The sequence below is a fragment of the Delftia sp. Cs1-4 genome, from assembly GCF_000214395.1.
GTDB lineage: Bacteria > Pseudomonadota > Gammaproteobacteria > Burkholderiales > Burkholderiaceae_C > Comamonas > Comamonas acidovorans.
In genome coordinates this window covers 6,582,686-6,602,500 of record NC_015563.1, presented here as the reverse complement: position 1 = coordinate 6,602,500, position 19,815 = coordinate 6,582,686, and the positions used below count along the sequence as shown (strand labels likewise).

Sequence of the window (19,815 nt, the reverse complement as noted above, 5' to 3'; positions counted from 1 at the left end):
TTCATATCGACGGCGGTGTTTGGCACCTCGATGTCGGCTCATCTCATCCTGGGGCTGTAGTCGGTCCCAAGGGTATGGCTGTTCGCCATTTAAAGAGGTACGTGAGCTGGGTTTAAAACGTCGTGAGACAGTTTGGTCCCTATCTTCCGTGGGCGCTGCAGATTTGAGGAAGCCTGCTCCTAGTACGAGAGGACCGGAGTGGACACACCTCTGGTGTATCGGTTGTCACGCCAGTGGCATTGCCGAGTAGCTAAGTGTGGAAGAGATAACCGCTGAAAGCATCTAAGCGGGAAACTCGTTTCAAGATGAGATCTGCCGGGGCCTTGAGCCCCCTGAAGAGTCGTTCAAGACCAGGACGTTGATAGGTCAGGTGTGGAAGCGCAGTAATGCGTTAAGCTAACTGATACTAATTGCTCGTGAGGCTTGACCCTATAACTTTGATGACGTGATCATCAAGGTGGTTATGCCAAGTAAGGCGCAGTCAAAATACAAAGCTGATTACAGACTCTATGAATTCGTTGTGTTGCTCAGAAAGAGCAGCATGACAACAAGTTATGCCTGATGACCATAGCAAGTTGGTACCACTCCTTCCCATCCCGAACAGGACAGTGAAACGACTTTGCGCCGATGATAGTGCGGGTTCCCGTGTGAAAGTAGGTCATCGTCAGGCTCTTACAGCCCAAGAAACCCCGTAGCCCAAAGCTACGGGGTTTTTTGCATTGGGGTGCAGGAAACGGGGAAACAGGCTGAACAGCCAAAACGGACAGCCAACCGAACATCCAAAACGGACATCCCAAAAAAAGAGAGCGCTGACGCGCTCTCTTTTTTCATTCTGAATGCGCAATGCTTCAGAGCGGCAGGCATTCACCCTGTACAAAGACCTTAAGTTCGCCCGACTGGATTGATGTCCAGGTTTCATTCTTGGTCAACGGCGCTGTGACGATGATGGCCACACGGTCCTGTGGTGTGGTCTCTCGGGCGAAGTCCACGGTCAGGTCCTCATCCGACAGATGGGCCTGGGCAAAGGGGTGGCGACGTTCGATGTAGCACAGGTGTGTGGTGGCATGGGCCCACAGCGCTTCGCCGTTGGACAGCAGGAAGTTGAAGGTGCCGTGTGGCGAGATGCGCCTGGCCAGTTCGCGCAGCGTATGCGTGAGTTCCTGCACGCTGGGCAGGCCGGCATGGGACTTCCAGAGCTCCTGAAGAATCCAGCAGAAGGCCTGCTCGCTGTCGGTGTTGCCTACCGGATGGAAGTGGGCATGCAGTTTGGGAGCGAAGCCCTTGAGATCTCCGTTGTGGGCAAAGACCCAGTTGCGACCCCACAGTTCACGCACGAAGGGGTGGCAGTTCTGCAGGCTTACTGCGCCCTGCGTGGCCTTGCGGATGTGGGCGATGACGTTGCGGCTCTTGATCGGGTACTCGCGTATCAGCTTGGCGATGGGCGAGTCGATGGCGCGCTCATAGCCGACGAAGTGGCGCAGGCCCTTGTCCTCGAAGAAGGCGATGCCCCAGCCGTCCGTATGGTCGCCGGTATTGCCCGCCCGCTGGGTGAACCCCGAAAAGCTGAAGCGCACGTCGGTGGGCGTGTTGCAGTTCATTCCAAGCAGCTGGCACATGGCGGTATCGTTGTTTGCGTAGTTCAAGCCATAGCCTAACGCCTGGCGCGGCAGCTGCAAGCACAATGCGGGGCAACGGCAAAAAAACGGAACACACCCATGCCCATCCTCTGTCTGCATACGGCGCACAGCAACGCCGTGATCTTCGAGCAGGCTGCTGCCGAACTGGGCTGGCCGGCCCACTCAATCGTTCATCAGGTGCATGAGGAACTGCTATTAGAGGCGGAGGCTGCAGGTGGCATGAATGCGTCGCTTCGGCAGAAAACGGCAGGGCAGCTCGATGCGCTGGCAGACCCTGCCGATATCGATGCCGTGCTGCTGACCTGCTCGACCCTGGGCCCGGCCGTGGCGGATTGCCGCAGTGGCAAGGTCTGGCGTGCCGATGGCATGCTGGCGCGCAAGGTGGCCGCTGCCTTGCAAAGTGACCCCGAATCGCGCATTGCACTTCTGTGCGCCGCTCCCACGACGTACGAAGCCACGCGCAATCTGTTCATGGGAGAACTGCAGCAAGGCAACGCAGATCAACGCATGCAGCTGCAATGTGTTGAAGGGGCCTGGGCTCTTTTTCGCAGTGGTGATGTCGCTGGCTATGTGGCGTGCATGGCCGGTGCGGCTGTTCAGGCCCATGCTGCCGGTGCTACCCAGGTGGCCCTGACCCAGGTGTCCATGGACGGCGTTGCCAGGCACTGGAAGCCAGATGCCTCCATGCCTGTGCCCTGGACGGTGGCTGGGAGTGCACTGCAGGCACTCATGGAAATACGGGATTAAAGACCAGGTTTCATGAAAAAAGGCAGCCAAAGCTGCCTTTTGCATGCACTGAGCGAAAAGTCCTCAGCTGCGTTCGGACCAGAGCTTGCCGCCCGTGGCCCAGTTTTCGCGCTTGATGTCGGTGATCAGGATGTCCACCGATTCGGGCGAGCCACCGAGGACTTCGACCGAGACGCGCGTGATCTCTTCGACCAGCTTGCGCTTTTGTTCGACGGTGCGGCCTTCCATCATTTCGACGTGGTACGTGGGCATGTCAATCTCCTCAGGGATCAAGTTCTAGGGGGTTGGGTCGGCGACATCATATCGGCCGACGCGGGCGGTCGAGGCTTGTCGGTGCCAAGCGCGCAGGCGGGGCACAGGCAGGCCTTGTTGCGCAGGGGCTCCGGAATGCGGGCCAGTGCATCGGGTGCCACCGGCGTGTCCATGCACCAGCAGTTCAGCGGATCAACGCCCGCAAGAATGGCGCATTGATTGCTGCGGCCGCACAGCGGACACAGGCTGGCATCGGGGGGAGGGGCACTCATCGTGGTTCCGAGTGTAGGCCCATGAAAAAAGCACCTCAGGCAAGCCTGGGTGCTTTTGCAGCCTTGGGCGCCGCCAGATGTCAGGCGGCTGCCTTGACCTTCAGGCGCCAGGCATGCAGCAGGGGCTCGGTGTAGCCACTGGGTTGCTCCTTGCCCTTGAAGACCAGGTCACAGGCGGCCTGGTAGGCCATCGAGGTGTCGAAGTGGCCGGCCATGGGCTTGTACAGCGCATCGCCCGCGTTCTGCTGGTCGACCACGGCGGCCATGCGCTCGAAGGTCTCGCGCACCTGGGCCTCGGTCACGATGCCGTGCTGCAGCCAGTTGGCGATGTGCTGGCTGGAGATGCGCAGCGTGGCGCGGTCTTCCATCAGGCCCACGTTGTGGATGTCGGGCACCTTGGAGCAGCCCACGCCCTGGTCCACCCAGCGCACCACATAGCCGAGGATGCCCTGGACGTTGTTGTCCAGCTCCTGCTGCTTTTCAGCCGCGCTCCACTTGTCTTCCTTGACCACGGGCACCTGCAGCAGGTCGGCCAGGATGGTGGCGCGCTCGGCGTCGGCATTGGTCTGCTCCAGCTGCTTTTGCACTTCGGCCACGTTGACCTGGTGGTAGTGCAGGGCGTGCAGCGTGGCGGCCGTGGGCGAGGGTACCCACGCGGTATTGGCGCCGGCCTTGGGGTGGCCGATCTTTTGCTCCAGCATGGCCTTCATCAGGTCGGGCATGGCCCACATGCCCTTGCCGATCTGCGCCTTGCCGCGCAGGCCCAGGCCCAGGCCCACGAGCACGTTGCTGCGCTCATAGGCGGCCAGCCAGGCGCTGCCCTTCATGTCGGCCTTGCGGACCATGGGGCCGGCATACATGGCGGTGTGTATTTCGTCGCCCGTGCGGTCCAGGAAGCCGGTGTTGATGAAGGCCACGCGCGATGCGGCGGCGGCAATGCAGGCCTTGAGGTTGACGCTGGTGCGGCGCTCCTCGTCCATGATGCCCAGCTTGACGGTGTTCTCGGGCAGGCCCAGCACCTTTTCCACGCGGCCGAACAGCTCGCTGGCGAAGGCGGCTTCCGCGGGGCCGTGCATCTTGGGCTTGACGATGTAGACGCTGCCCGTGCGCGAGTTGCGGATGCCGTTGGCGCCCAGACCCTTGATGTCGTGGACGGCAATGGCCGTGGTGACCATGGCGTCCAGGATGCCCTCGGGGATTTCCTTGCCATTGCCCCAGAGGATGGCCGGGTTGGTCATCAGGTGGCCGACATTGCGCACGAACATCAGCGAACGGCCATGCAGCTTGACGGGCTTGCCATCGGCGCCCGTGTACTCGCGGTCGGCGTTCAGGCCGCGCGTCATGCTCTTGCCGCCCTTGTCGAAGGTTTCGGTCAGCGTGCCCTTGAGGATGCCCAGCCAGTTGGCATAGCCGACCACCTTGTCCTCGGCATCCACGGCGGCCACGGAGTCTTCCAGGTCCAGGATGGTGGACAGGGCGGCTTCGACCACCACGTCGGCCACGCCGGCGGCATCGGTCTGGCCGATGGCCGTGGTCTTGTCGATGCGGATGTCGATGTGCAGGCCGTTGTTGAGCAGCAGCACGGAAGAGGGCGCCGCGGCATCACCCTGGTAGCCGACGAACTGGGCGGTGTTCTTCAGGCCCGTGGTGCCGCCGCTCTTGAGTGCGACGACCAGCTGGCCAGCTTCCACGCGATAGCCGGCGGCATCCTTGTGCGAGCCCGATGCCAGCGGGGCTGCCTGGTCCAGGAAATCACGTGCGAAGGCGATCACCTTGGCGCCGCGCACGGGGTTGTAGCCCTTGCCCTTTTCCGCGCCACCGTCTTCGCCGATGGCGTCCGTGCCGTACAGCGCGTCATACAGCGAACCCCAGCGCGCGTTGGCGGCGTTCAGCGCATAGCGGGCGTTGAGAATGGGCACGACCAGCTGGGGGCCGGCCTGGATGGCCAGTTCCGCATCCACATTGGTGGTGGTGGCCTTGGCATCCTTGGGCTGCTCGACCAGATAGCCGATCTGCGTCAGGAATTGCTGGTAGCCGGCCATGTCGGTGATGGGGCCGGGATGGGCCTTGTGCCAGGTGTCCAGCTCGGTCTGCAGGCGGTCACGCTCGGCCAGCAGGGCGGCATTGCGAGGAGCCAGATCGTTGACGATCGCGTCGAAGCCTTTCCAGAACGCCTCGGGAGCGACACCGGTGCCCGGGAGCACTTGTTCATTGATGAAACGGTGCAGCTCTGTAGCGACCTGCAGGCTGTGGGCTTGGGTGCGATCGGTCATGGTGGGAACCCCGGGTTGGATGGATGGAAAGGCTTGGCAGACCCTTTTCGGGCCTGACTATAAGGAATACTTTATTAGATTTATTTGCGTACATAAATAGACCATAAATCTTAAAACTCGTGACTTTTACGCAAAAATGTGGGAAGGTTATGCGCGCGCCAGAACCGGCCGGCTTTGGCGCGCAGCCCTATGCATGGTGCACATGGAGGACAGCCAGTGCCCACTATGCAAAAAGGCGAGTCACAGGAGACGGGTGTGCGGTCGCATGCCCCACAAGAACACGGAAAAGAAACGGACAGCGGTCATGGACAAGCTCAAGGCATTCGAGTCATTCGTATCGGTGGCAACGCGCGGCAGCCTCACGGCGGCGGCCAAGGCGGAAGGCGTGGCGCCGGCCATCATGGGGCGGCGCCTCGATGCCCTGGAAGAGCACCTGGGCGTCAAGCTCATGGTGCGCACCACGCGGCGCATCTCCCTCACGCATGAGGGCAGCGCCTTTCTTGAGGATTGCCAGCGCCTGCTGTCCGATGTGTCCAACGCCGAGGCCAGTGTCAGCGCGGGCGGGGTCAAGGCCACGGGCCACCTGCGCATCACGGCGCCGGCGGGCTTTGGCAGGCGGCACGTGGCGCCCCTGGTGCCGCTCTTTCGGGACCTGCACCCGGATGTGACGATTTCCCTGAACCTCAGCGACCGCGTGGTCGATCTGGCCGGCGAAGGCTTTGACTGCGCGGTGCGCGTGGGCGATCTGCCCGACTCGGCCCTGGTCAGCGTGCGCATTGCCGACAACCGGCGCCAGTGCGTGGCCACGCCTGCCTATCTGGAGCGCCGAGGCACGCCGCGCCACCCCAGCGAGTTGACCCAGCACGACTGCCTGACGCTGTCCAGCGACGCCTCGCAGACGCGTGGCTGGGCCTTCCGCATCCCCCATCCCGACAGCGGCACCAGCGAGGTCGTGCACTTCAAGCCGGGCGGCCCGCTGGACTGCTCCGACGGTCAGGTACTGCACGACTGGTGCCTGGGCGGCTGGGGCATCGCCTGGCGCAGCACCTGGGAGGTCGAGGCCGAGATCACCTCGGGCCGCCTGGTGGCTGTACTCGAAACATTCGCGGCACCGCCCAATGGCATTTTTGTCGTCTTTCCCCAGCGCAAGCACATGCCGCTGCGTGTGCGGCTGTGGATCGACTATCTCAAGCACCACTACGAGCAGCCGGATTTCTGGCGGCGTACCCACGCGGCCTGAGCGGGCCGCCCAGCAAGGAGGAATAAGCATGGCAGTGTCGATAGCGACGAAAGCGGTATCCGCAACGCAGGGCGCGGCCCGAGGACGGCGGCGCTGGATGCGCATGGCGCTGGGAGCCGCCTGCCTGGGCATGGTGGCGGGCTGCGCCGTCCAGGGGCCGGGGCAGGGCCGGCCGGACGGGATGCGGCAGGGCGCGGTGCCTGCCGGCATCGTGAGCGTGACCTTTGACGATCCCTCGCGGTTCGACGCCGGGCGCAACGGACCCCAGGAGTCCGAGAAGGCGCGCCGCGCCTGGGTCGATGCGCTGGCCCAGTTCCTGGCCGAGCGTGCCGCGCCCAGGCTGCCCCAGGGCCAGCGGCTTGAAGTTCACCTCACCGATGTGCAGCGCGCAGGCGGCTTCGAGCCCTGGCGCGGGCCCCAGGCTGCCGATGTGCGCATCGTGCGCGACATCTACCCACCGCGCATCGACCTGCGCTTCAAGCTGCTGGGAGCCGATGGAAAGCTGCTGCGAGAAGGCAGCCGCCAGCTGCGCGACGCCAGCTTCATGATGCGCCCGGACCTCTATCCCAACGATCCCCTGCGTTACGAAAAGACGCTGCTGGATGACTGGGTGCGCGCGGAACTGGGGCGCTGACCGGACCGCAGTGGTCTACCGATTGCCTCGGACATCACGATGGCAGTCCCCGTTTCTGGCGTAATGGACGCTTGGCCCAAGAGGCCCAATTTCTATACGGATTCCCCATGACGATAGAAGCCATCCTGGCCAGCCTCCACCTGCTGGCCATCCTCACCTTCGTGGTGTTCCTGTCCAGCCAGGCGGCGCTGTGCCGCAGCGAGTGGATGAACGCCGCCGTGGTGCAGCGCCTGGCGCGGCTGGACATGATCTATGGCCTTGCCGTGGTCTTCCTGGTGCTTACCGGCATCGCCCGTCTGGTGTGGGGCGTCAAGGGCATGTCCTGGTACGTCTCGCAGCCACTGTTTCATCTGAAGATGACTTTGTTTGTCGTCGGCGCACTGCTGTCGATCAAGCCCACGCTGGCCTTTCGGCGCTGGCGCCGCGCGCTGGATGCCGGCCAGGGCCTGCCCCAGCCGGCCGAGGTCGCCAGCACGCGCCGCTGGGTGATGTGGCAGGCCCATGTGGTGCCCGTGATCGCCGTCGTCGCGGTGTTCTGGGCGCGGGGCATGTAGGCTCCGTTTTCCTGTCCGGCGGCATGGGGTGGGCCTGCCACGTAGAATCCGCCGATGCTCTCCGTCAAACAGGAACTGCTCGTGGCTCTGGCCGGCGAGCTTGAAACTTTGTCGCCCGGCGCCGGTGCCCGTGCCGCTTTTGAATCCCCCAAGGTGGCTGCGCATGGCGATTTCGCCTGCACGGCCGCCATGCAGCTGGCCAAGCCGCTCAAGCTCAACCCGCGTTCGCTGGGCGAGCAGCTCAAGGCCGCGCTGGAGGCCACGCCGTCCTTCCAGCGTTGGGTCGATGCCATCGAGATCGCCGGCCCCGGCTTTCTGAACATCCGCCTCAAGCCCGCCGCCAAGCAGCAAATCATCCGCGAAGTGCTGGAGCAGGCCGAGAAGTTCGGCTGGCTGGCCGACCGTGGCGCAAAGATGCTGGTCGAGTTCGTCTCCGCCAACCCCACCGGCCCGCTGCACGTGGGCCATGGCCGCCAGGCCGCGCTGGGCGATGCCATCTGCAACCTCTATGCCACCCAGGGCTGGGGCGTGCACCGCGAGTTCTACTACAACGACGCGGGCGTGCAGATCGACACGCTGACCAAGAGCACGCAGCTGCGTGCCAAGGGCTTCAAGCCCGGCGACGAATGCTGGCCCATCGATCCCGAGAATCCGGCAAGCAAGGCCTTCTACAACGGCTCCTACATCCAGGACATCGCCGACGACTTCCTGGCCCGCAAGACCGTCAAGGCCGATGACCGCGAATTCACGGCCAACGGCGATGTCGAGGACTACGACAACATCCGCCAGTTCGCCGTCGCCTATCTGCGCAACGAGCAGGACAAGGACCTGCAGGCCTTCAACCTGCACTTTGACGAGTACTACCTCGAATCCAGCCTCTACACCAACGGCTATGTCGAGGACGCGGTGCAGCGCCTGATCGCGGGCGGACATACCTACGAACTCGACGGCGCGCTCTGGCTCAAGTCCACCGACTACGGTGACGACAAGGACCGCGTGATGCGCAAGCAGGACGGCAACTACACGTACTTCGTGCCCGATGTCGCCTACCACATCCAGAAATTCAAGCGCGGCTACTCCAAGGTCGTCAACATCCAGGGCACGGACCACCACGGCACCATCGCGCGCGTGCGCGCCGGCCTGCAGGCCGCCGACGTGGGCATCCCTGCCGGCTATCCCGACTATGTGCTGCACACCATGGTGCGCGTGGTGCGTGGGGGTGAGGAAGTCAAGATCAGCAAGCGCGCCGGCTCCTACGTCACGCTGCGCGACCTGATCGAATGGACCAGCAAGGACGCGGTGCGTTTCTTCCTGCTGTCCCGCAAGCCCGACACCGAGTACACCTTCGACGTGGACCTGGCCGTGGCCCAGAACAACGACAACCCCGTGTACTACGTGCAGTACGCCCATGCGCGCATCTGCTCGGTGCTGGCCGCCTGGGGGGGGGGCGCGGCCACGCTCAAGGACGTGGACCTGTCGGCGCTGGAAGGCCCGCAGGCCCAGGCGCTGATGCTGCAGTTGGCCAAGTACCCGGCCATGCTGACCTCGGCCGCAGAAGGCAATGCGCCGCACGACGTGACGTTCTACCTGCGCGAACTGGCCTCGCTGTACCACAGCTACTACGACGCGGAACGCATCCTGGTGGACGACGAAAAGGTCAAGCTCGCCCGCCTGGCACTGATCTCGGCCACGCGCCAGGTATTGCACAATGGCCTGGCAGTGCTGGGCGTCTCGGCCCCGCAACGCATGTAACTTCGAGCGACAAGCGATCTATGAAGACACAGCAACGTGGGGGCACCGTCATCGGTCTCATCATCGGCATGATCGTCGGGCTGGCAGCAGCCCTGGCCGTCGCCGTCTATGTGACCAAGGTGCCCGTGCCCTTTCTCTCCAAGGGCGGCAAGACGGCCGACCAGGACGCGGCCGAGGCCCAGCGCAACAAGAACTGGGACCCCAACGCGCCGCTGCAGGGCAAGAACCCGGCGCCGCCACCACCGGCCGCCGTCACGCCCAGCCTCCCTGGCAGCACCGCACCAACCACCCCCACCCCGCCCGCCGTGGCAGGAGGCGTGACTCCGCCACCCGCGCCCGTGGACCCGGCCAAGCCGCCTGCCAAGCCCGAAACCAAGGCCGATGGCAAGAGCTCGGCCGATCCGCTGGGTGACCTGGTCAAATCGCGCTCCGCCGCCGCCGAGAAGGCGGAAAAGGCAGAAAAGGCCGACGCCGCCTTCAACTACTTCGTGCAGGCCGGTGCCTTCCGCAGCCAGGGCGATGCCGATGCGCAGCGCGCCAAGCTGGCCATGCTGGGTTGGGAGGCGCGCGTGAGCGAGCGCGAGCAAAACGGCATCACCATCTTCCGCGTGCGTGTGGGTCCGTTCACCAAGCGCGACGATGCCGAGCAGCTCAAGCAAAAGCTCGATGGCGCCGGGGTCGAGTCCACGCTGGTGCGCGCCGCACGCTGAAAGCGCGTTGCAACAAGAGCGCTGAACTTTTGGCGGGCCCCTGCCTCCTAACCTGCAGCATTGAACGAGGAGTTTGTTTTGATGAATCGCCGCGACTTTTCCCTGGCTGCCTCGGCAGCCGCTGCCAGCGCACTGACGCTGGGCACTTCCGCCGCCCAGGCCCAGGCCGCAGCGCCCAAGGAGGGCAAGGACTACATCAAGCTGGCCAAGCCCGCACCCACCAGCGCCGGCGCCGGCAAGGTCGAGGTGGTCGAGTTCTTCTGGTACAGCTGCCCGCACTGCAATGCGTTCGAGCCCACCTTTGCCGCCTGGAAGAACCAGGCACCGGCCGACGTGGTCGTGCACCGCGTGCCCGTGGCCTTCAACGCCAGCTTCGTGCCCCAGCAAAAGCTCTACTACGCCTTCGAAGGCATGAACCTGCTGGACACCATGCATGCGCGCGCCTTCCACGCCATCCATGTGGAACGCAACCGCCTGGCCAAGGACGACGAGATCTTCGCCTGGGTGGGCAAGCAGGGCGTGGACGTTGCCAAGTTCAAGGAGGTCTACAACTCCTTCAGCGTCTCCAACCAGGTTCGCAAGGCCACCCAGCTGCAGCAGGACTATGACGTGGAAGGCGTGCCGGCCATGGGCGTGGCAGGCCGTTACTACACCGACGGCACCAAGGCCGGCAACATGACCAATGTGCTGCGCGTGGTCGATCAGCTGATCGCCACCAGCCGCAAGGGTTGAGGCTGGGGCCTCGGCCCAGCCAAGCCGCGACAGGCCCGCCATTGCGCGGGCCTGTCGCTTTTGGAAACCTCTTTTTGTGCCTTTGTGTCAGCGCTTTCCGTGCGCGTTGAAAGACGCCAGGAACGGTTGCGCGCGACACCCCCTACAATGGATGCAAGAAGCGTGCCCTCCATGAAACAACGACTTTCCTCCCTCCTGCTCGCCGCCGCCCTGGCGGCTTTCGCCGGTATGGCACAGGCCGAAAAGGCCGACAGCACCAAGCCCATGAACATCGAGGCTGATGCGCTGCGCCATGACGAACTCAAGCAGACCAGCGTCTTCACTGGCAACGTGGTGATGACCAAGGGCACCATCGTGCTGCGCGGCGCCCAGCTCGATGTGCGGCAAGACCCTGAAGGCTTTCAGTACGGCGTGGTGACGGCCGAGGCGGGCAAGCGTGCCTTCTTCCGACAAAAGCGCGATACCGTGCCGGGCCAGCCCGAGGAGTTCGTGGAAGGCGAGGGCGAGGTCATCGAATACGACGGTAAGGCCGACCTCGTGAAGTTCATCCGCCGCGGCGAACTGCGCCGCTATCGCGGCGGCCAGCTCAGCGACGAGATCACCGGCTCCATCATCGTCTACAACAACCTCACCGACGTGTTCACCGTCGACGGGCAAAAGACCAGCGGTGGCCAGCCCAGCTCCACGGCCGGCCAGGGCGGTCGCGTGCGCGCAGTGCTGGCGCCCAAGGAAGGCACGCCGGGCTCGCAGCCGCGCGCCCCCGCAGCGGGCACGCCGGGCACGTCCCTGCAGCCCAGCAACAGCCTGGACAGCCTCGGCGGTACCAAGCGATGAGCGGGCAAGCCGCAGCCCCGGCTGCCACTGCACGCGCCGACCAGGGCAGCAGCCTGCAGGCACGCCATCTGGCCAAGTCCTACGGCAGCCGCAAGGTGGTCAAGGACGTGTCGCTGTCCGTGAAAAAGGGCGAGGTCGTGGGCCTGCTGGGCCCCAACGGCGCGGGCAAGACCACCTCGTTCTACATGATCGTGGGCCTGGTGCGCAGCGACGGCGGCGACATCTTCATCGACGGCCAGGCCGTGGGCAACATGCCCATCCACCAGCGCTCGCGCCTGGGCCTGTCCTACCTGCCGCAAGAGGCATCGATCTTCCGCAAGCTCAGCGTCGAGGACAACGTGCGCGCCGTGCTGGAGCTGCAAAGGGACGAGCAGGGCCGGCCGCTGGCGCGCAGCGTCATCGAGGAGCGCCTGACGGCGCTGCTGCAGGAATTGCGGGTGGACCATCTGCGCGCATCGCCTGCGCTGGCGCTGTCGGGCGGCGAGCGCCGCCGCGTCGAGATCGCGCGTGCTCTGGCCACGCAGCCGCGCTTCATCCTGCTGGACGAGCCCTTTGCCGGCATCGACCCCATCGCCGTGATCGAGATCCAGCGCATCATCGGTTTTCTCAAGGCGCGCGGCATCGGCGTGCTGATCACCGACCACAACGTGCGCGAGACGCTGGGCATCTGCGACCATGCCTTCATCATCAGCGACGGCCACGTGCTCGCCCAGGGCACACCCGAGGAGATCGTGGACAACGCCGAAGTGCGGCGTGTCTACCTCGGCGAACACTTCCGGATGTAGCGCCATGCCCTGCCTGGCCCGTCTGCGAGACTGTCTGCGCGAAGGAGCTGCCGCTTGAAGCCCGGTCTGTCGCTGCGCGTCTCCCAGCATCTTTCGCTCACTCCCCAGCTGCAGCAGTCGATACAGCTGCTGCAGCTGTCCACGCTGGAGCTGGCGCAGGAAGTGGAGCAGATGCTGGGCGACAACCCCTTCCTGGAGCTGGCGAACGAGGAGGGCGATCACGATGCGGCTGCCGGCACCCGCGAGCCTGCCGCGCCCGGCGCCGAGGCCACGGAGTCCTTCCAGGAAAGCCGCGCAGACCAGCCTTCGGCGGCGGTGGAGTGGGAGCCCTCGTCGGACGCATCCTCCGGCGATGCCGTGGAGACTTCCGGCACGGCCGAGTCCCTGAGCTGGGAAGGCGACGGCCAGACCACCTCGGGCAACGATGACCGCGACTGGGGCAGCGATGCGCCCTCCAGCCGCACGCGCGGGCAGGGCGAGGAAGACGAGGCCGATGCCACCGAACTGGCACGCAGCGCCGAAAGCCTGACCGACCACCTGCACCGCCAGGCCCTGAGCCTGCGCCTGGGCGAGGTGGACCGCGCCGCACTGCGCTTTCTGATCGAGAACCTCAACGACGACGGCTATCTGGAAGACCCGCTCGACGAGCTGGCACAGGGCCTGGCGGGCGACGATCTGGAGGAGTGCGAGGAACTGGTGCACCGCTTCACCGTGGCGCTGCGCCTGCTGCAAAGCCTGGAGCCCGTGGGCGTGGGCGCGCGCGACCTGGCCGAATGCCTGACGCTGCAACTGCGCGACCAACTGGCCGATGCCGAGCGCGAAGGCAACGGCAGTGCCGAGGACGAAGACCGGCCGGCCGTGCTGCGCACCGCGCTGGACATCTGCGCCCAGCCCATGGACCTGCTGGCGCGGCGCGACCTGCGCAAGCTCGCCAGCCTGTGCGGTGCGCGCGAGGAGCGGCTGCGCGAGGCGCTGGTGCTGATCACCCGGCTGGAGCCACGCCCGGGCCGGCGCTTTGCCGACGTGCAGCGCCAGATCGTCGTGCCCGACGTCATCGTGCGCCCCGTGCGCAGCGGCGCGGGCCGCATGGACTTCAGCGTGCAGCTCAACCCCGACGTCATGCCCAAGCTGCGCGTGCACGACATCTATGCCAGCGCGCTGCGCAGCCACAGGGGCAGCGAAGGCCATGCAGCGCTGCAGCAGCGGCTGCAGGAGGCGCGCTGGTTCATCAAGAACATCCAGCAGCGCTTCGACACCATCCTGCGCGTGTCGCAGGCCATCGTGGAGCGCCAGAAGAACTTCTTCGTGCATGGCGAGCTGGCCATGCGCCCGCTGGTGCTGCGCGACATTGCCGATGCGCTGGGCCTGCATGAATCCACCATCAGCCGCGTGACCACGGCCAAGTACATGGCCACGCCGCAGGGCACCTACGAGCTCAAGTACTTCTTCGGCTCGGGCCTGGGCACCGAGGCCGGTGGCAATGCTTCCAGCACGGCCGTGCGCGCGCTGATCAAGCAGTTCGTCGCGGCCGAAGACCCCAAGAAGCCGCTGTCGGACAACCAGCTCGCCGACATGCTCAAGGAGCAGGGCATCGAATGCGCGCGGCGCACGGTGGCCAAGTACCGCGAGCTGCTCAAGATCCCGCCGACCACGCTGCGCAAGGCGCTGTAGACCAGGCGCGCAAACTCGCCATCGCGCCACCGTGGTGTCTATGGCGTTCGGCCGGCCACGGCATCCCACTTCAAGCCGAATTTCAGCAGGTACTTGCGCAGGCGGTCGGCATCGTTGACCACGCTGCGTTGGGTGCGTGACCGGTCGAACAGGCGGCGCCCCGCATCGGACAGCGAAGGCGACTCCCGGCACACGCGCAGCACCGCTTCGAGCTGCATGCGGTCGAACAGATCCAGCGGCTCCAGCACTTCGGCAGACAGCAGGCTTTGCAGGCGGGCGCCGGCCGGTTGCACGGCATCGCCTCTTTGCCACAGCCACTTCAGGCGCTGGATCTCGGCATCGACCAGGGCCGTGGAGATGCGCCCCCCGTCGGCCAGCGTGGCCAGGCGCGTCATGCTGGCCGACAGGTCGCGGAAGTTGCCGCTCCACAGCGCCTCGGGCGAGCGCGCAAAGCGCAGATAGCGCTCGCGGGCCTCCACGTTGAAGCGCACCATCTGGCCGGTCTCGTCGGCCGAGCGCGCGAGCAGGTGGTCCATGTTGGGTTCGATGTCCTCGGGGCGCCCGGCCAGGCCCGGCAGCGCGTAGGACCACAGATTGATGCGCGCGAACAAATCCTCGCGAAAGCGCCCCTGCGCCACGTCGATGCGCAGGTCGCGGTGCGTGCCGGCGACCAGTTGGAAGTCGCTGCTGACCTCGCGGTCGCTGCCCATGGGATAGAAGCGCTTTTCCTCCACCGCCTTGAGCAGCATGGCCTGTTCGTCCAGGCCCAGCTCGCCGATTTCGTCCAGGAACAGCACGCCCTGGTGCGCGCTGCGCAGCAGGCCGGCGCGGTCGGCCGCAGCGCCCGTGAACGCGCCCTTCTTGTGGCCGAACAGCACCGAGGCCGCACCATCGCCGCGCAGCGTGGCGCAATTGACCTCCACGAAATCGCCCTGGACCTGGTGCCTGGCCTTCTTCAACTCGTACATGCGCCGCGCCAGATGCGACTTGCCCGCACCCGTGGGACCCGTGAGCAGGATGGGCGCGCGCGAGCGCACGGCCACGCGCTCGATCTCGTCGATCAGCGCGTTGAACCCGGCATTGCGCGTGGCGATGCCGCTCTTGAGAAATTGCACGGCCTCGCTCTGCTCGGCGCCGAAGCGCTGGGCGATCACGTCGTAGCGCGACAGGTCCAGGTCGATCAGCGCATAGCTGCCCGGGTCGCCCATGCGCTGGCGCCGGGGTGGCGAGGTCTGGGCCAGCACGCCGGGAATGCGGCGCGACTCCACCAGCAGGAACAGGCAGATCTGTGCCACGTGCGTGCCCGTGGTGATGTGCGTCCAGTACTCCTCGCGCTCGGGGTCGAAGCGGTAGGCCTGCGTCCAGTCGAACAGCCGCGCATAGACCTCGCCGAAATCCCAGGGATCGGCAATGTCCATGGGCACGAGGTTCACCTGGGTCTCGGGCGATGCCGTGGCGATGTCGCCCTGCAGCAGCTGCGCCAGGGCCAGATGGGGCGGCGTGTAGAGCAGCTCCAGCCGCTCCACCACCAGATCCTCGTGCTGCATGAGGGAGAGGGTCGGCCGCCATTTTTCCCAGCGCCCCGCGCCCCTGCCGGAGTCCAGCTGCGTACCCAGAAAGCCGATGACGACCTTTTTCTTTTCCATTTTTTTTGTCTAGTTGAATAGCTGAAATTCTAGTTTCTTTGGATTGAAGAAGAAATCAAGAAAAGTGTGATTTGAGATTTATTCAAATAAATCAATGGGTTGAAGAATTGTTTGGCGCCTGAGGCCAGGCTGGCATGCATCTCGCAATAACCAAGGCATCCAGTGCAGGCGGTGACCGCTCACAGGCCGGGGTTGGGGCAAAGGCCCGCCCCGCCGGTGCCGGAAGTCCGGGCCCACAGGGGCCTGTCGATTTCCCGCATGCCGCACGCCGCAAGCGCTGGGTAACGGCAAGGTTGTGGAAACCGTCCCGCAAGGGACGCCTGGTTCGACTCCAGGCTTGCCAGCCACTGGTAGCTCAGTCTGGTAGAGCACCCTCGCAAGAGGACTGTCGCAGGTTCGATTCCTGTCCACTCTTCCGGCCGCAAGGCCGGGCTATTGAAACGGTCGAAAGACCACCCGCCGAACGCGGGAGGTGGCCACCGGGTTGCGATGCAGCCCAAGGCCCCCACCCGTCAGCGGCGGCGGCTGTGCCAGGTCCCGGCACGGTCCGCGCCCGCAGACAGCCACGCTGCAACCTGTTTCCAGGGTTGCCGCCACGGCGCACTGCAAGGCCCGGGCCGTGCCCCCTGGAACCCCGCCGCTGCTGTAACGGCACCCCTATTGATTGCGGCGAAGACGCCGAACGAGGAGAAGAAGAAATGCTGAAGATCCAACGCATCACCATCAAGAAGAACGAACGCGCCCTGCTGCTGCGCAATGGCGATTTCGAGCGCGTGCTGCACAGCGGCCGGCACTGGCTGTTTGCCGGCACCGACCAGTTGCGCGTGGAAACCTTTGCCCTGGAGCAGCCCGCCTTCACGCACGGCCTGGCCGACTACCTGATGGCCCAGGAGCCCGCCGTGGTGGCCGCCGAGTTCCTGCGTGTGGAACTGTCCGAGACCGAGGCGGGCCTGCGCAGCGAAAACGGCGTGCTGGTCGAGATCCTGCCGCCCGGCACGCGCCGCCTGTACTGGAAGGGACTGGTGGATGTGAGCGTGCAGGTGGTCGACCTGCAGGCCGGCGCCGAGCTGCCCGCCGCCCTGGCAGCGCGCCTGACCCAGACGCAGCTGCGCCAGCGCAGCGTGTCCGGCCTCAACGGCGTGCTGCAGGTGCAGGTGCCCGCAGGCCAGTGCGCGCTGCTGACCATCGACGGAAAGGTGGACCGCCTGCTGCAGGCCGGCAGCCATGCGTTCTGGAAGTTCGGCCGCAGCATTGCCGTGGAGCTGGTGGACCTGCGCCTGCAGGCCGTCGAGGTCTCGGGCCAGGACATCATGACCCGCGACAAGGTGAGCCTGCGCCTGAACCTGAGCGCGACCTATCGCCACACCGACGTTCTGCGCGCCTTTGCCCAGCTGCAAAAGCCCGCCGAGCACCTGTACCGCGAACTGCAGTTCGCGCTGCGCGCCGCCGTGGGCACCCGCACCCTCGATGAGCTGCTGGAGAACAAGACGGTGATCGACGACGTGGTGACCGCACACATGGCGGCCAAGCTGCAGCCCTTCGGCATGGTGGTGGAGAGCGTGGGCGTGAAGGACATCGTGCTGCCCGGCGAGATGAAGGCCATCCTGACCCAGGTGGTGCAGGCCGAAAAGCAGGCCCAGGCCAACGTGATCCGCCGCCGCGAGGAAACGGCGGCCACGCGCTCGCTGCTCAACACCGCCAAGGTCATGGAGGACAACCCCGTGGCCCTGCGCATGAAGGAGCTGGAGACGCTGGAACGCGTGGCCGAGCGCATCGACAAGATCTCCGTGTTCGGCGGGCTGGACCAGGTGCTCAACGGGCTGGTGAAGATGCGTTGATCACGCGATGAGGCAGGTATGGAGTGGCTGGCGGTGCCGGTTGCTTCATGCCTGCCCTTGAAGGAGAGACACCATGGACAAGAAGATGACATCGAAAAGGATGCAATCGCCTGCAGCGCAAATACAGGAGCGTACAGACGCCCTGGTTGCTGCATCACAGGCGCTCTACCAGAGCTTTGCGGGATACAGGTCGCCGTCGGTAGCGCTGGACGCTTGCGTCACATGCTGCATGGATGCAGACCTGGAGCGCGAGATGCGTCGACTGCCCCTGCGCAGCCTGACCGAGCACCATTTTTACCAATACAACGACGCTGCCAAAAGCGTGGTCCAGCCTGCAGATGAGATCAAGTACCTGGCGCCAAGAATGTTGGAACTGCTGGCGCAGGGCGCAAGGCTGCACCACTCCACCGAGTTGTATCTGGACCGCCTTGGTCGTTGCGAGCCCGGCTCCTTTTCATCGCAGGAAAGCGCGGCGTTGCAAGCCTTTGCTCGTGCCTTCTTTGCCTTGGGCCTGGAGCAGTGGGCTGAGCCGGACACCAGCGTCTTCCAGGGCGAAGAGGCCTTCTCCTTTTTGCTCATGTGGGACTACGCCGGTGTGCCGCTCCAGCCCCTGCTGGACCACTGGCTGACCTGTGACAGCGAGAGCGCCACACTGCATTTTGTCGATGCATGCTTCTACGAATTCATTTGGGGTGGGCACTGCATCAGCAATGCCTTCGCATCCGATCGCAATGGCTACCGTGCAACGATGGAGCAGTGGCTCTCGCAGACAGGCACCAAGAAGCATTGGGCAGAAAAGCTGCTGCAACTGGCCGAGCGTGGCCCGGCCAGCACCTGGCTGCCTTCAGGCAAGCGCGACCACCAGTGCTACCCGCTGGATGAGCGCATAGGCGCGGTATTCGACGCCATGGCCACTTGAGGCGGAAACACGATTCAACCAAGAACAAAGACATGAAAGAGAACAGCACCATGAACAACTACCAACAGCATGAAGTCGATGGCGGCGTCCCCATCAAGATGTGGACCAAGGGCGTGCCCGTGGAGGACGAGGCGCGCAAGCAGCTGGAGAACGCCGCGCGCCTGCCCGTGGTGTTCAAGCATGTCGCGGCCATGCCCGATGTGCACCTGGGCATAGGCGCCACCGTGGGCTCGGTGATCCCGACCATCAAGGCCATCATCCCGGCGGCCGTGGGCGTGGACATCGGCTGCGGAATGATGGCCGCCAAGACCACGCTGCGCGCCGAGGACCTGCCCGACAACCTGGGCCCGCTGCGCTCGGCGATAGAGCAGGCCGTGCCGCATGGCTCGGTGCCGCGCCACCGGGGCCGTGATCCCGGCAGCTGGGAGAACCCGCCCGTGTCGGTGGACCAGGTCTGGGCCACGCTGGCCGATGAGTTCGACCTGCTGTGCGAGCTGCATCCGCGCCTGGCCAACACCAACAACCGCAAGCACCTGGGAACGCTGGGCAGCGGCAACCACTTCATCGAGATCTGCCTGGACGAGGCGGGCTTCGTGTGGTTCATGCTGCACTCGGGCTCGCGCGGCGTGGGCAATGCCATCGGCACCCATTTCATCGAGCTGGCCAAGAAGGACGCAGAACTGCATCAGCGCAACCTGCCCGACAAGGACCTGGCCTACTTCGAGGAAGGGGCCCGCTACTTTGGCGACTATGTGCGCGGCGTGTCCTGGGCGCAGAAGTTCGCCATGCGCAACCGCGAGGTGATGATGGCCAACCTCATCGCCACGGTGCGCAAGGTGATCGCCAAGCCCTTCGAGTCGCATGTGGAGGCGGTGAACTGCCACCACAACTACGTGCAGCAGGAGCGCCATTTCGGCCAGGATGTGTTCATCACCCGCAAGGGCGCGGTGAGCGCGCGGCGCGGCGAGCTGGGCATCATCCCGGGCAGCATGGGCGCGCGCAGCTATATCGTGCGCGGCCTGGGCAATCCGGAGAGCTTCGAGAGCTGCAGCCACGGTGCGGGCCGCGTGATGAGCCGGACCAAGGCCAAGAAGATGTTCAGCGTGGAGGATCACATCAAGGCCACCGAGGGCGTGGAATGCCGCAAGGATGCCAATGTGGTGGACGAGATTCCCATGGCCTACAAGGACATCGATGCGGTCATGGCCGCGCAGCAGGATCTGGTGGAGGTGGTGCACACCCTGAAGCAAGTGGTGTGCGTGAAAGGTTGAGTGGATGAGGGCCCCGGGCTCTCATCCTCCAGAACAGAAAGCAGGATG

Annotated in this window: 18 protein-coding genes and 2 rRNA genes (1 of these 20 running past the window's edge); 15 read left to right on the top strand and 5 right to left on the bottom strand. The window is 65.0% G+C overall.

Annotated elements, in window-relative coordinates:
• Together DELCS14_RS29030 and rrf are read left to right on the top strand one after the other, a co-directional pair.
• Positions 1 to 431 (top strand): 23S ribosomal RNA (locus tag DELCS14_RS29030); it begins 2,445 nt to the left of the window's first position.
• 126 nt (positions 432 to 557) lie between these two features.
• Positions 558 to 670 (top strand): 5S ribosomal RNA (gene rrf, locus DELCS14_RS29025).
• Positions 671 to 848: 178 nt separating this feature from the next.
• Here rrf and DELCS14_RS29020 read toward each other — a convergent pair.
• Positions 849 to 1,616: a class II glutamine amidotransferase gene (locus tag DELCS14_RS29020; RefSeq protein WP_012202593.1), complete on the bottom strand. Its 768-nt coding sequence runs from the start codon at positions 1,614 to 1,616 to the stop codon at positions 849 to 851.
• A 99-nt stretch (positions 1,617 to 1,715) separates the two neighbouring features.
• Between DELCS14_RS29020 and DELCS14_RS29015 the strand changes: the two genes are divergently transcribed.
• Positions 1,716 to 2,384, top strand: a complete 669-nt coding sequence (locus DELCS14_RS29015) for a hypothetical protein (RefSeq protein WP_013804761.1) — start codon at positions 1,716 to 1,718, stop codon at positions 2,382 to 2,384.
• Between the two features lie 63 nt (positions 2,385 to 2,447).
• Here the strand turns inward: DELCS14_RS29015 and DELCS14_RS29010 are convergent, their stop codons facing one another.
• From DELCS14_RS29010 to DELCS14_RS29005, 3 genes are all read right to left on the bottom strand, one after another.
• Positions 2,448 to 2,636 carry a 4-oxalocrotonate tautomerase gene (locus DELCS14_RS29010; protein ID WP_012202595.1) on the bottom strand — a complete coding sequence of 63 codons (189 nt, stop codon included), beginning with the start codon at positions 2,634 to 2,636 and terminating at the stop codon, positions 2,448 to 2,450.
• A gap of 17 nt (positions 2,637 to 2,653) precedes the next feature.
• A complete protein-coding gene (locus tag DELCS14_RS30290) occupies positions 2,654 to 2,908 on the bottom strand; it encodes a cysteine-rich CWC family protein (protein WP_013804760.1) in 255 nt (84 codons plus the stop codon).
• 80 nt (positions 2,909 to 2,988) lie between these two features.
• Positions 2,989 to 5,181, bottom strand: a complete 2,193-nt coding sequence (locus DELCS14_RS29005; RefSeq protein ID WP_013804759.1) for a malate synthase G — start codon at positions 5,179 to 5,181, stop codon at positions 2,989 to 2,991.
• A 304-nt stretch (positions 5,182 to 5,485) separates the two neighbouring features.
• Here DELCS14_RS29005 and DELCS14_RS29000 point away from each other — a divergent pair, with 304 nt between their 5' ends.
• The 9 genes from DELCS14_RS29000 to DELCS14_RS28960 all read left to right on the top strand — a co-directional run bounded on the left by DELCS14_RS29000 (position 5,486) and on the right by DELCS14_RS28960 (position 14,093).
• A complete protein-coding gene (locus DELCS14_RS29000; protein ID WP_013804758.1) occupies positions 5,486 to 6,421 on the top strand; it encodes a LysR family transcriptional regulator in 936 nt (311 codons plus the stop codon).
• Positions 6,422 to 6,449: 28 nt separating this feature from the next.
• Positions 6,450 to 7,055 carry a DUF3016 domain-containing protein gene (locus DELCS14_RS28995; RefSeq protein WP_013804757.1) on the top strand — a complete coding sequence of 202 codons (606 nt, stop codon included), beginning with the start codon at positions 6,450 to 6,452 and terminating at the stop codon, positions 7,053 to 7,055.
• Positions 7,056 to 7,162: 107 nt separating this feature from the next.
• Positions 7,163 to 7,609 carry a DUF2214 family protein gene (locus tag DELCS14_RS28990; RefSeq protein ID WP_012202600.1) on the top strand — a complete coding sequence of 149 codons (447 nt, stop codon included), beginning with the start codon at positions 7,163 to 7,165 and terminating at the stop codon, positions 7,607 to 7,609.
• A 54-nt stretch (positions 7,610 to 7,663) separates the two neighbouring features.
• Positions 7,664 to 9,361 (top strand): arginine--tRNA ligase, encoded by a 1,698-nt coding sequence (gene argS / locus DELCS14_RS28985; protein ID WP_013804756.1) that lies wholly within the window; start codon positions 7,664 to 7,666, stop codon positions 9,359 to 9,361.
• A gap of 20 nt (positions 9,362 to 9,381) precedes the next feature.
• A complete protein-coding gene (locus tag DELCS14_RS28980; RefSeq protein ID WP_013804755.1) occupies positions 9,382 to 10,071 on the top strand; it encodes an SPOR domain-containing protein in 690 nt (229 codons plus the stop codon).
• An 81-nt stretch (positions 10,072 to 10,152) separates the two neighbouring features.
• Positions 10,153 to 10,803, top strand: a complete 651-nt coding sequence (locus tag DELCS14_RS28975; RefSeq protein WP_013804754.1) for a thiol:disulfide interchange protein DsbA/DsbL — start codon at positions 10,153 to 10,155, stop codon at positions 10,801 to 10,803.
• 171 nt (positions 10,804 to 10,974) lie between these two features.
• The gene (gene lptA / locus DELCS14_RS28970) at positions 10,975 to 11,637 is read left to right on the top strand and encodes a lipopolysaccharide transport periplasmic protein LptA (RefSeq protein WP_013804753.1); all 663 of its coding nucleotides are present in this window, start codon (positions 10,975 to 10,977) and stop codon (positions 11,635 to 11,637) included.
• Complete coding sequence (lptB, locus tag DELCS14_RS28965; protein ID WP_012202605.1) at positions 11,634 to 12,422, top strand: LPS export ABC transporter ATP-binding protein; 789 nt, start codon at positions 11,634 to 11,636, stop codon at positions 12,420 to 12,422. The genes lptA and lptB overlap by 4 nt, the downstream gene beginning before the upstream one ends.
• A gap of 54 nt (positions 12,423 to 12,476) precedes the next feature.
• Entirely contained in the window at positions 12,477 to 14,093 is a 1,617-nt protein-coding gene (locus tag DELCS14_RS28960; protein WP_013804752.1) for an RNA polymerase factor sigma-54, read from the top strand.
• Positions 14,094 to 14,131: 38 nt separating this feature from the next.
• Here the strand turns inward: DELCS14_RS28960 and rtcR are convergent, their stop codons facing one another.
• On the bottom strand, positions 14,132 to 15,739 hold the full coding sequence (gene rtcR / locus DELCS14_RS28955; RefSeq protein WP_013804751.1) for an RNA repair transcriptional activator RtcR: 1,608 nt from the start codon (positions 15,737 to 15,739) through the stop codon (positions 14,132 to 14,134).
• Positions 15,740 to 16,437: 698 nt separating this feature from the next.
• Here rtcR and DELCS14_RS28950 point away from each other — a divergent pair.
• The 3 genes from DELCS14_RS28950 (at position 16,438) to DELCS14_RS28940 (ending at position 19,767) form a co-directional block, all read left to right on the top strand.
• On the top strand, positions 16,438 to 17,577 hold the full coding sequence (locus DELCS14_RS28950; RefSeq protein ID WP_013804750.1) for a slipin family protein: 1,140 nt from the start codon (positions 16,438 to 16,440) through the stop codon (positions 17,575 to 17,577).
• A 73-nt stretch (positions 17,578 to 17,650) separates the two neighbouring features.
• On the top strand, positions 17,651 to 18,496 hold the full coding sequence (locus tag DELCS14_RS28945; protein ID WP_013804749.1) for a hypothetical protein: 846 nt from the start codon (positions 17,651 to 17,653) through the stop codon (positions 18,494 to 18,496).
• Between the two features lie 32 nt (positions 18,497 to 18,528).
• Positions 18,529 to 19,767: an RtcB family protein gene (locus DELCS14_RS28940; RefSeq protein ID WP_013804748.1), complete on the top strand. Its 1,239-nt coding sequence runs from the start codon at positions 18,529 to 18,531 to the stop codon at positions 19,765 to 19,767.
• Positions 19,768 to 19,815: the final 48 nt, after the last annotated feature.

Coding starts and splice junctions, on each gene's coding strand:
- DELCS14_RS29020 (WP_012202593.1), bottom strand. CDS start 1,616: ATGTGCCAGCTGCTTGGAATGAACTGCAACACGCCCACCGACGTGCGC.
- DELCS14_RS29015 (WP_013804761.1), top strand. CDS start 1,716: ATGCCCATCCTCTGTCTGCATACGGCGCACAGCAACGCCGTGATCTTC.
- DELCS14_RS29010 (WP_012202595.1), bottom strand. CDS start 2,636: ATGCCCACGTACCACGTCGAAATGATGGAAGGCCGCACCGTCGAACAA.
- DELCS14_RS30290 (WP_013804760.1), bottom strand. CDS start 2,908: ATGAGTGCCCCTCCCCCCGATGCCAGCCTGTGTCCGCTGTGCGGCCGC.
- DELCS14_RS29005 (WP_013804759.1), bottom strand. CDS start 5,181: ATGACCGATCGCACCCAAGCCCACAGCCTGCAGGTCGCTACAGAGCTG.
- DELCS14_RS29000 (WP_013804758.1), top strand. CDS start 5,486: ATGGACAAGCTCAAGGCATTCGAGTCATTCGTATCGGTGGCAACGCGC.
- DELCS14_RS28995 (WP_013804757.1), top strand. CDS start 6,450: ATGGCAGTGTCGATAGCGACGAAAGCGGTATCCGCAACGCAGGGCGCG.
- DELCS14_RS28990 (WP_012202600.1), top strand. CDS start 7,163: ATGACGATAGAAGCCATCCTGGCCAGCCTCCACCTGCTGGCCATCCTC.
- argS (WP_013804756.1), top strand. CDS start 7,664: ATGCTCTCCGTCAAACAGGAACTGCTCGTGGCTCTGGCCGGCGAGCTT.
- DELCS14_RS28980 (WP_013804755.1), top strand. CDS start 9,382: ATGAAGACACAGCAACGTGGGGGCACCGTCATCGGTCTCATCATCGGC.
- DELCS14_RS28975 (WP_013804754.1), top strand. CDS start 10,153: ATGAATCGCCGCGACTTTTCCCTGGCTGCCTCGGCAGCCGCTGCCAGC.
- lptA (WP_013804753.1), top strand. CDS start 10,975: ATGAAACAACGACTTTCCTCCCTCCTGCTCGCCGCCGCCCTGGCGGCT.
- lptB (WP_012202605.1), top strand. CDS start 11,634: ATGAGCGGGCAAGCCGCAGCCCCGGCTGCCACTGCACGCGCCGACCAG.
- rtcR (WP_013804751.1), bottom strand. CDS start 15,739: ATGGAAAAGAAAAAGGTCGTCATCGGCTTTCTGGGTACGCAGCTGGAC.
- DELCS14_RS28950 (WP_013804750.1), top strand. CDS start 16,438: ATGCTGAAGATCCAACGCATCACCATCAAGAAGAACGAACGCGCCCTG.
- DELCS14_RS28945 (WP_013804749.1), top strand. CDS start 17,651: ATGGACAAGAAGATGACATCGAAAAGGATGCAATCGCCTGCAGCGCAA.
- DELCS14_RS28940 (WP_013804748.1), top strand. CDS start 18,529: ATGAAAGAGAACAGCACCATGAACAACTACCAACAGCATGAAGTCGAT.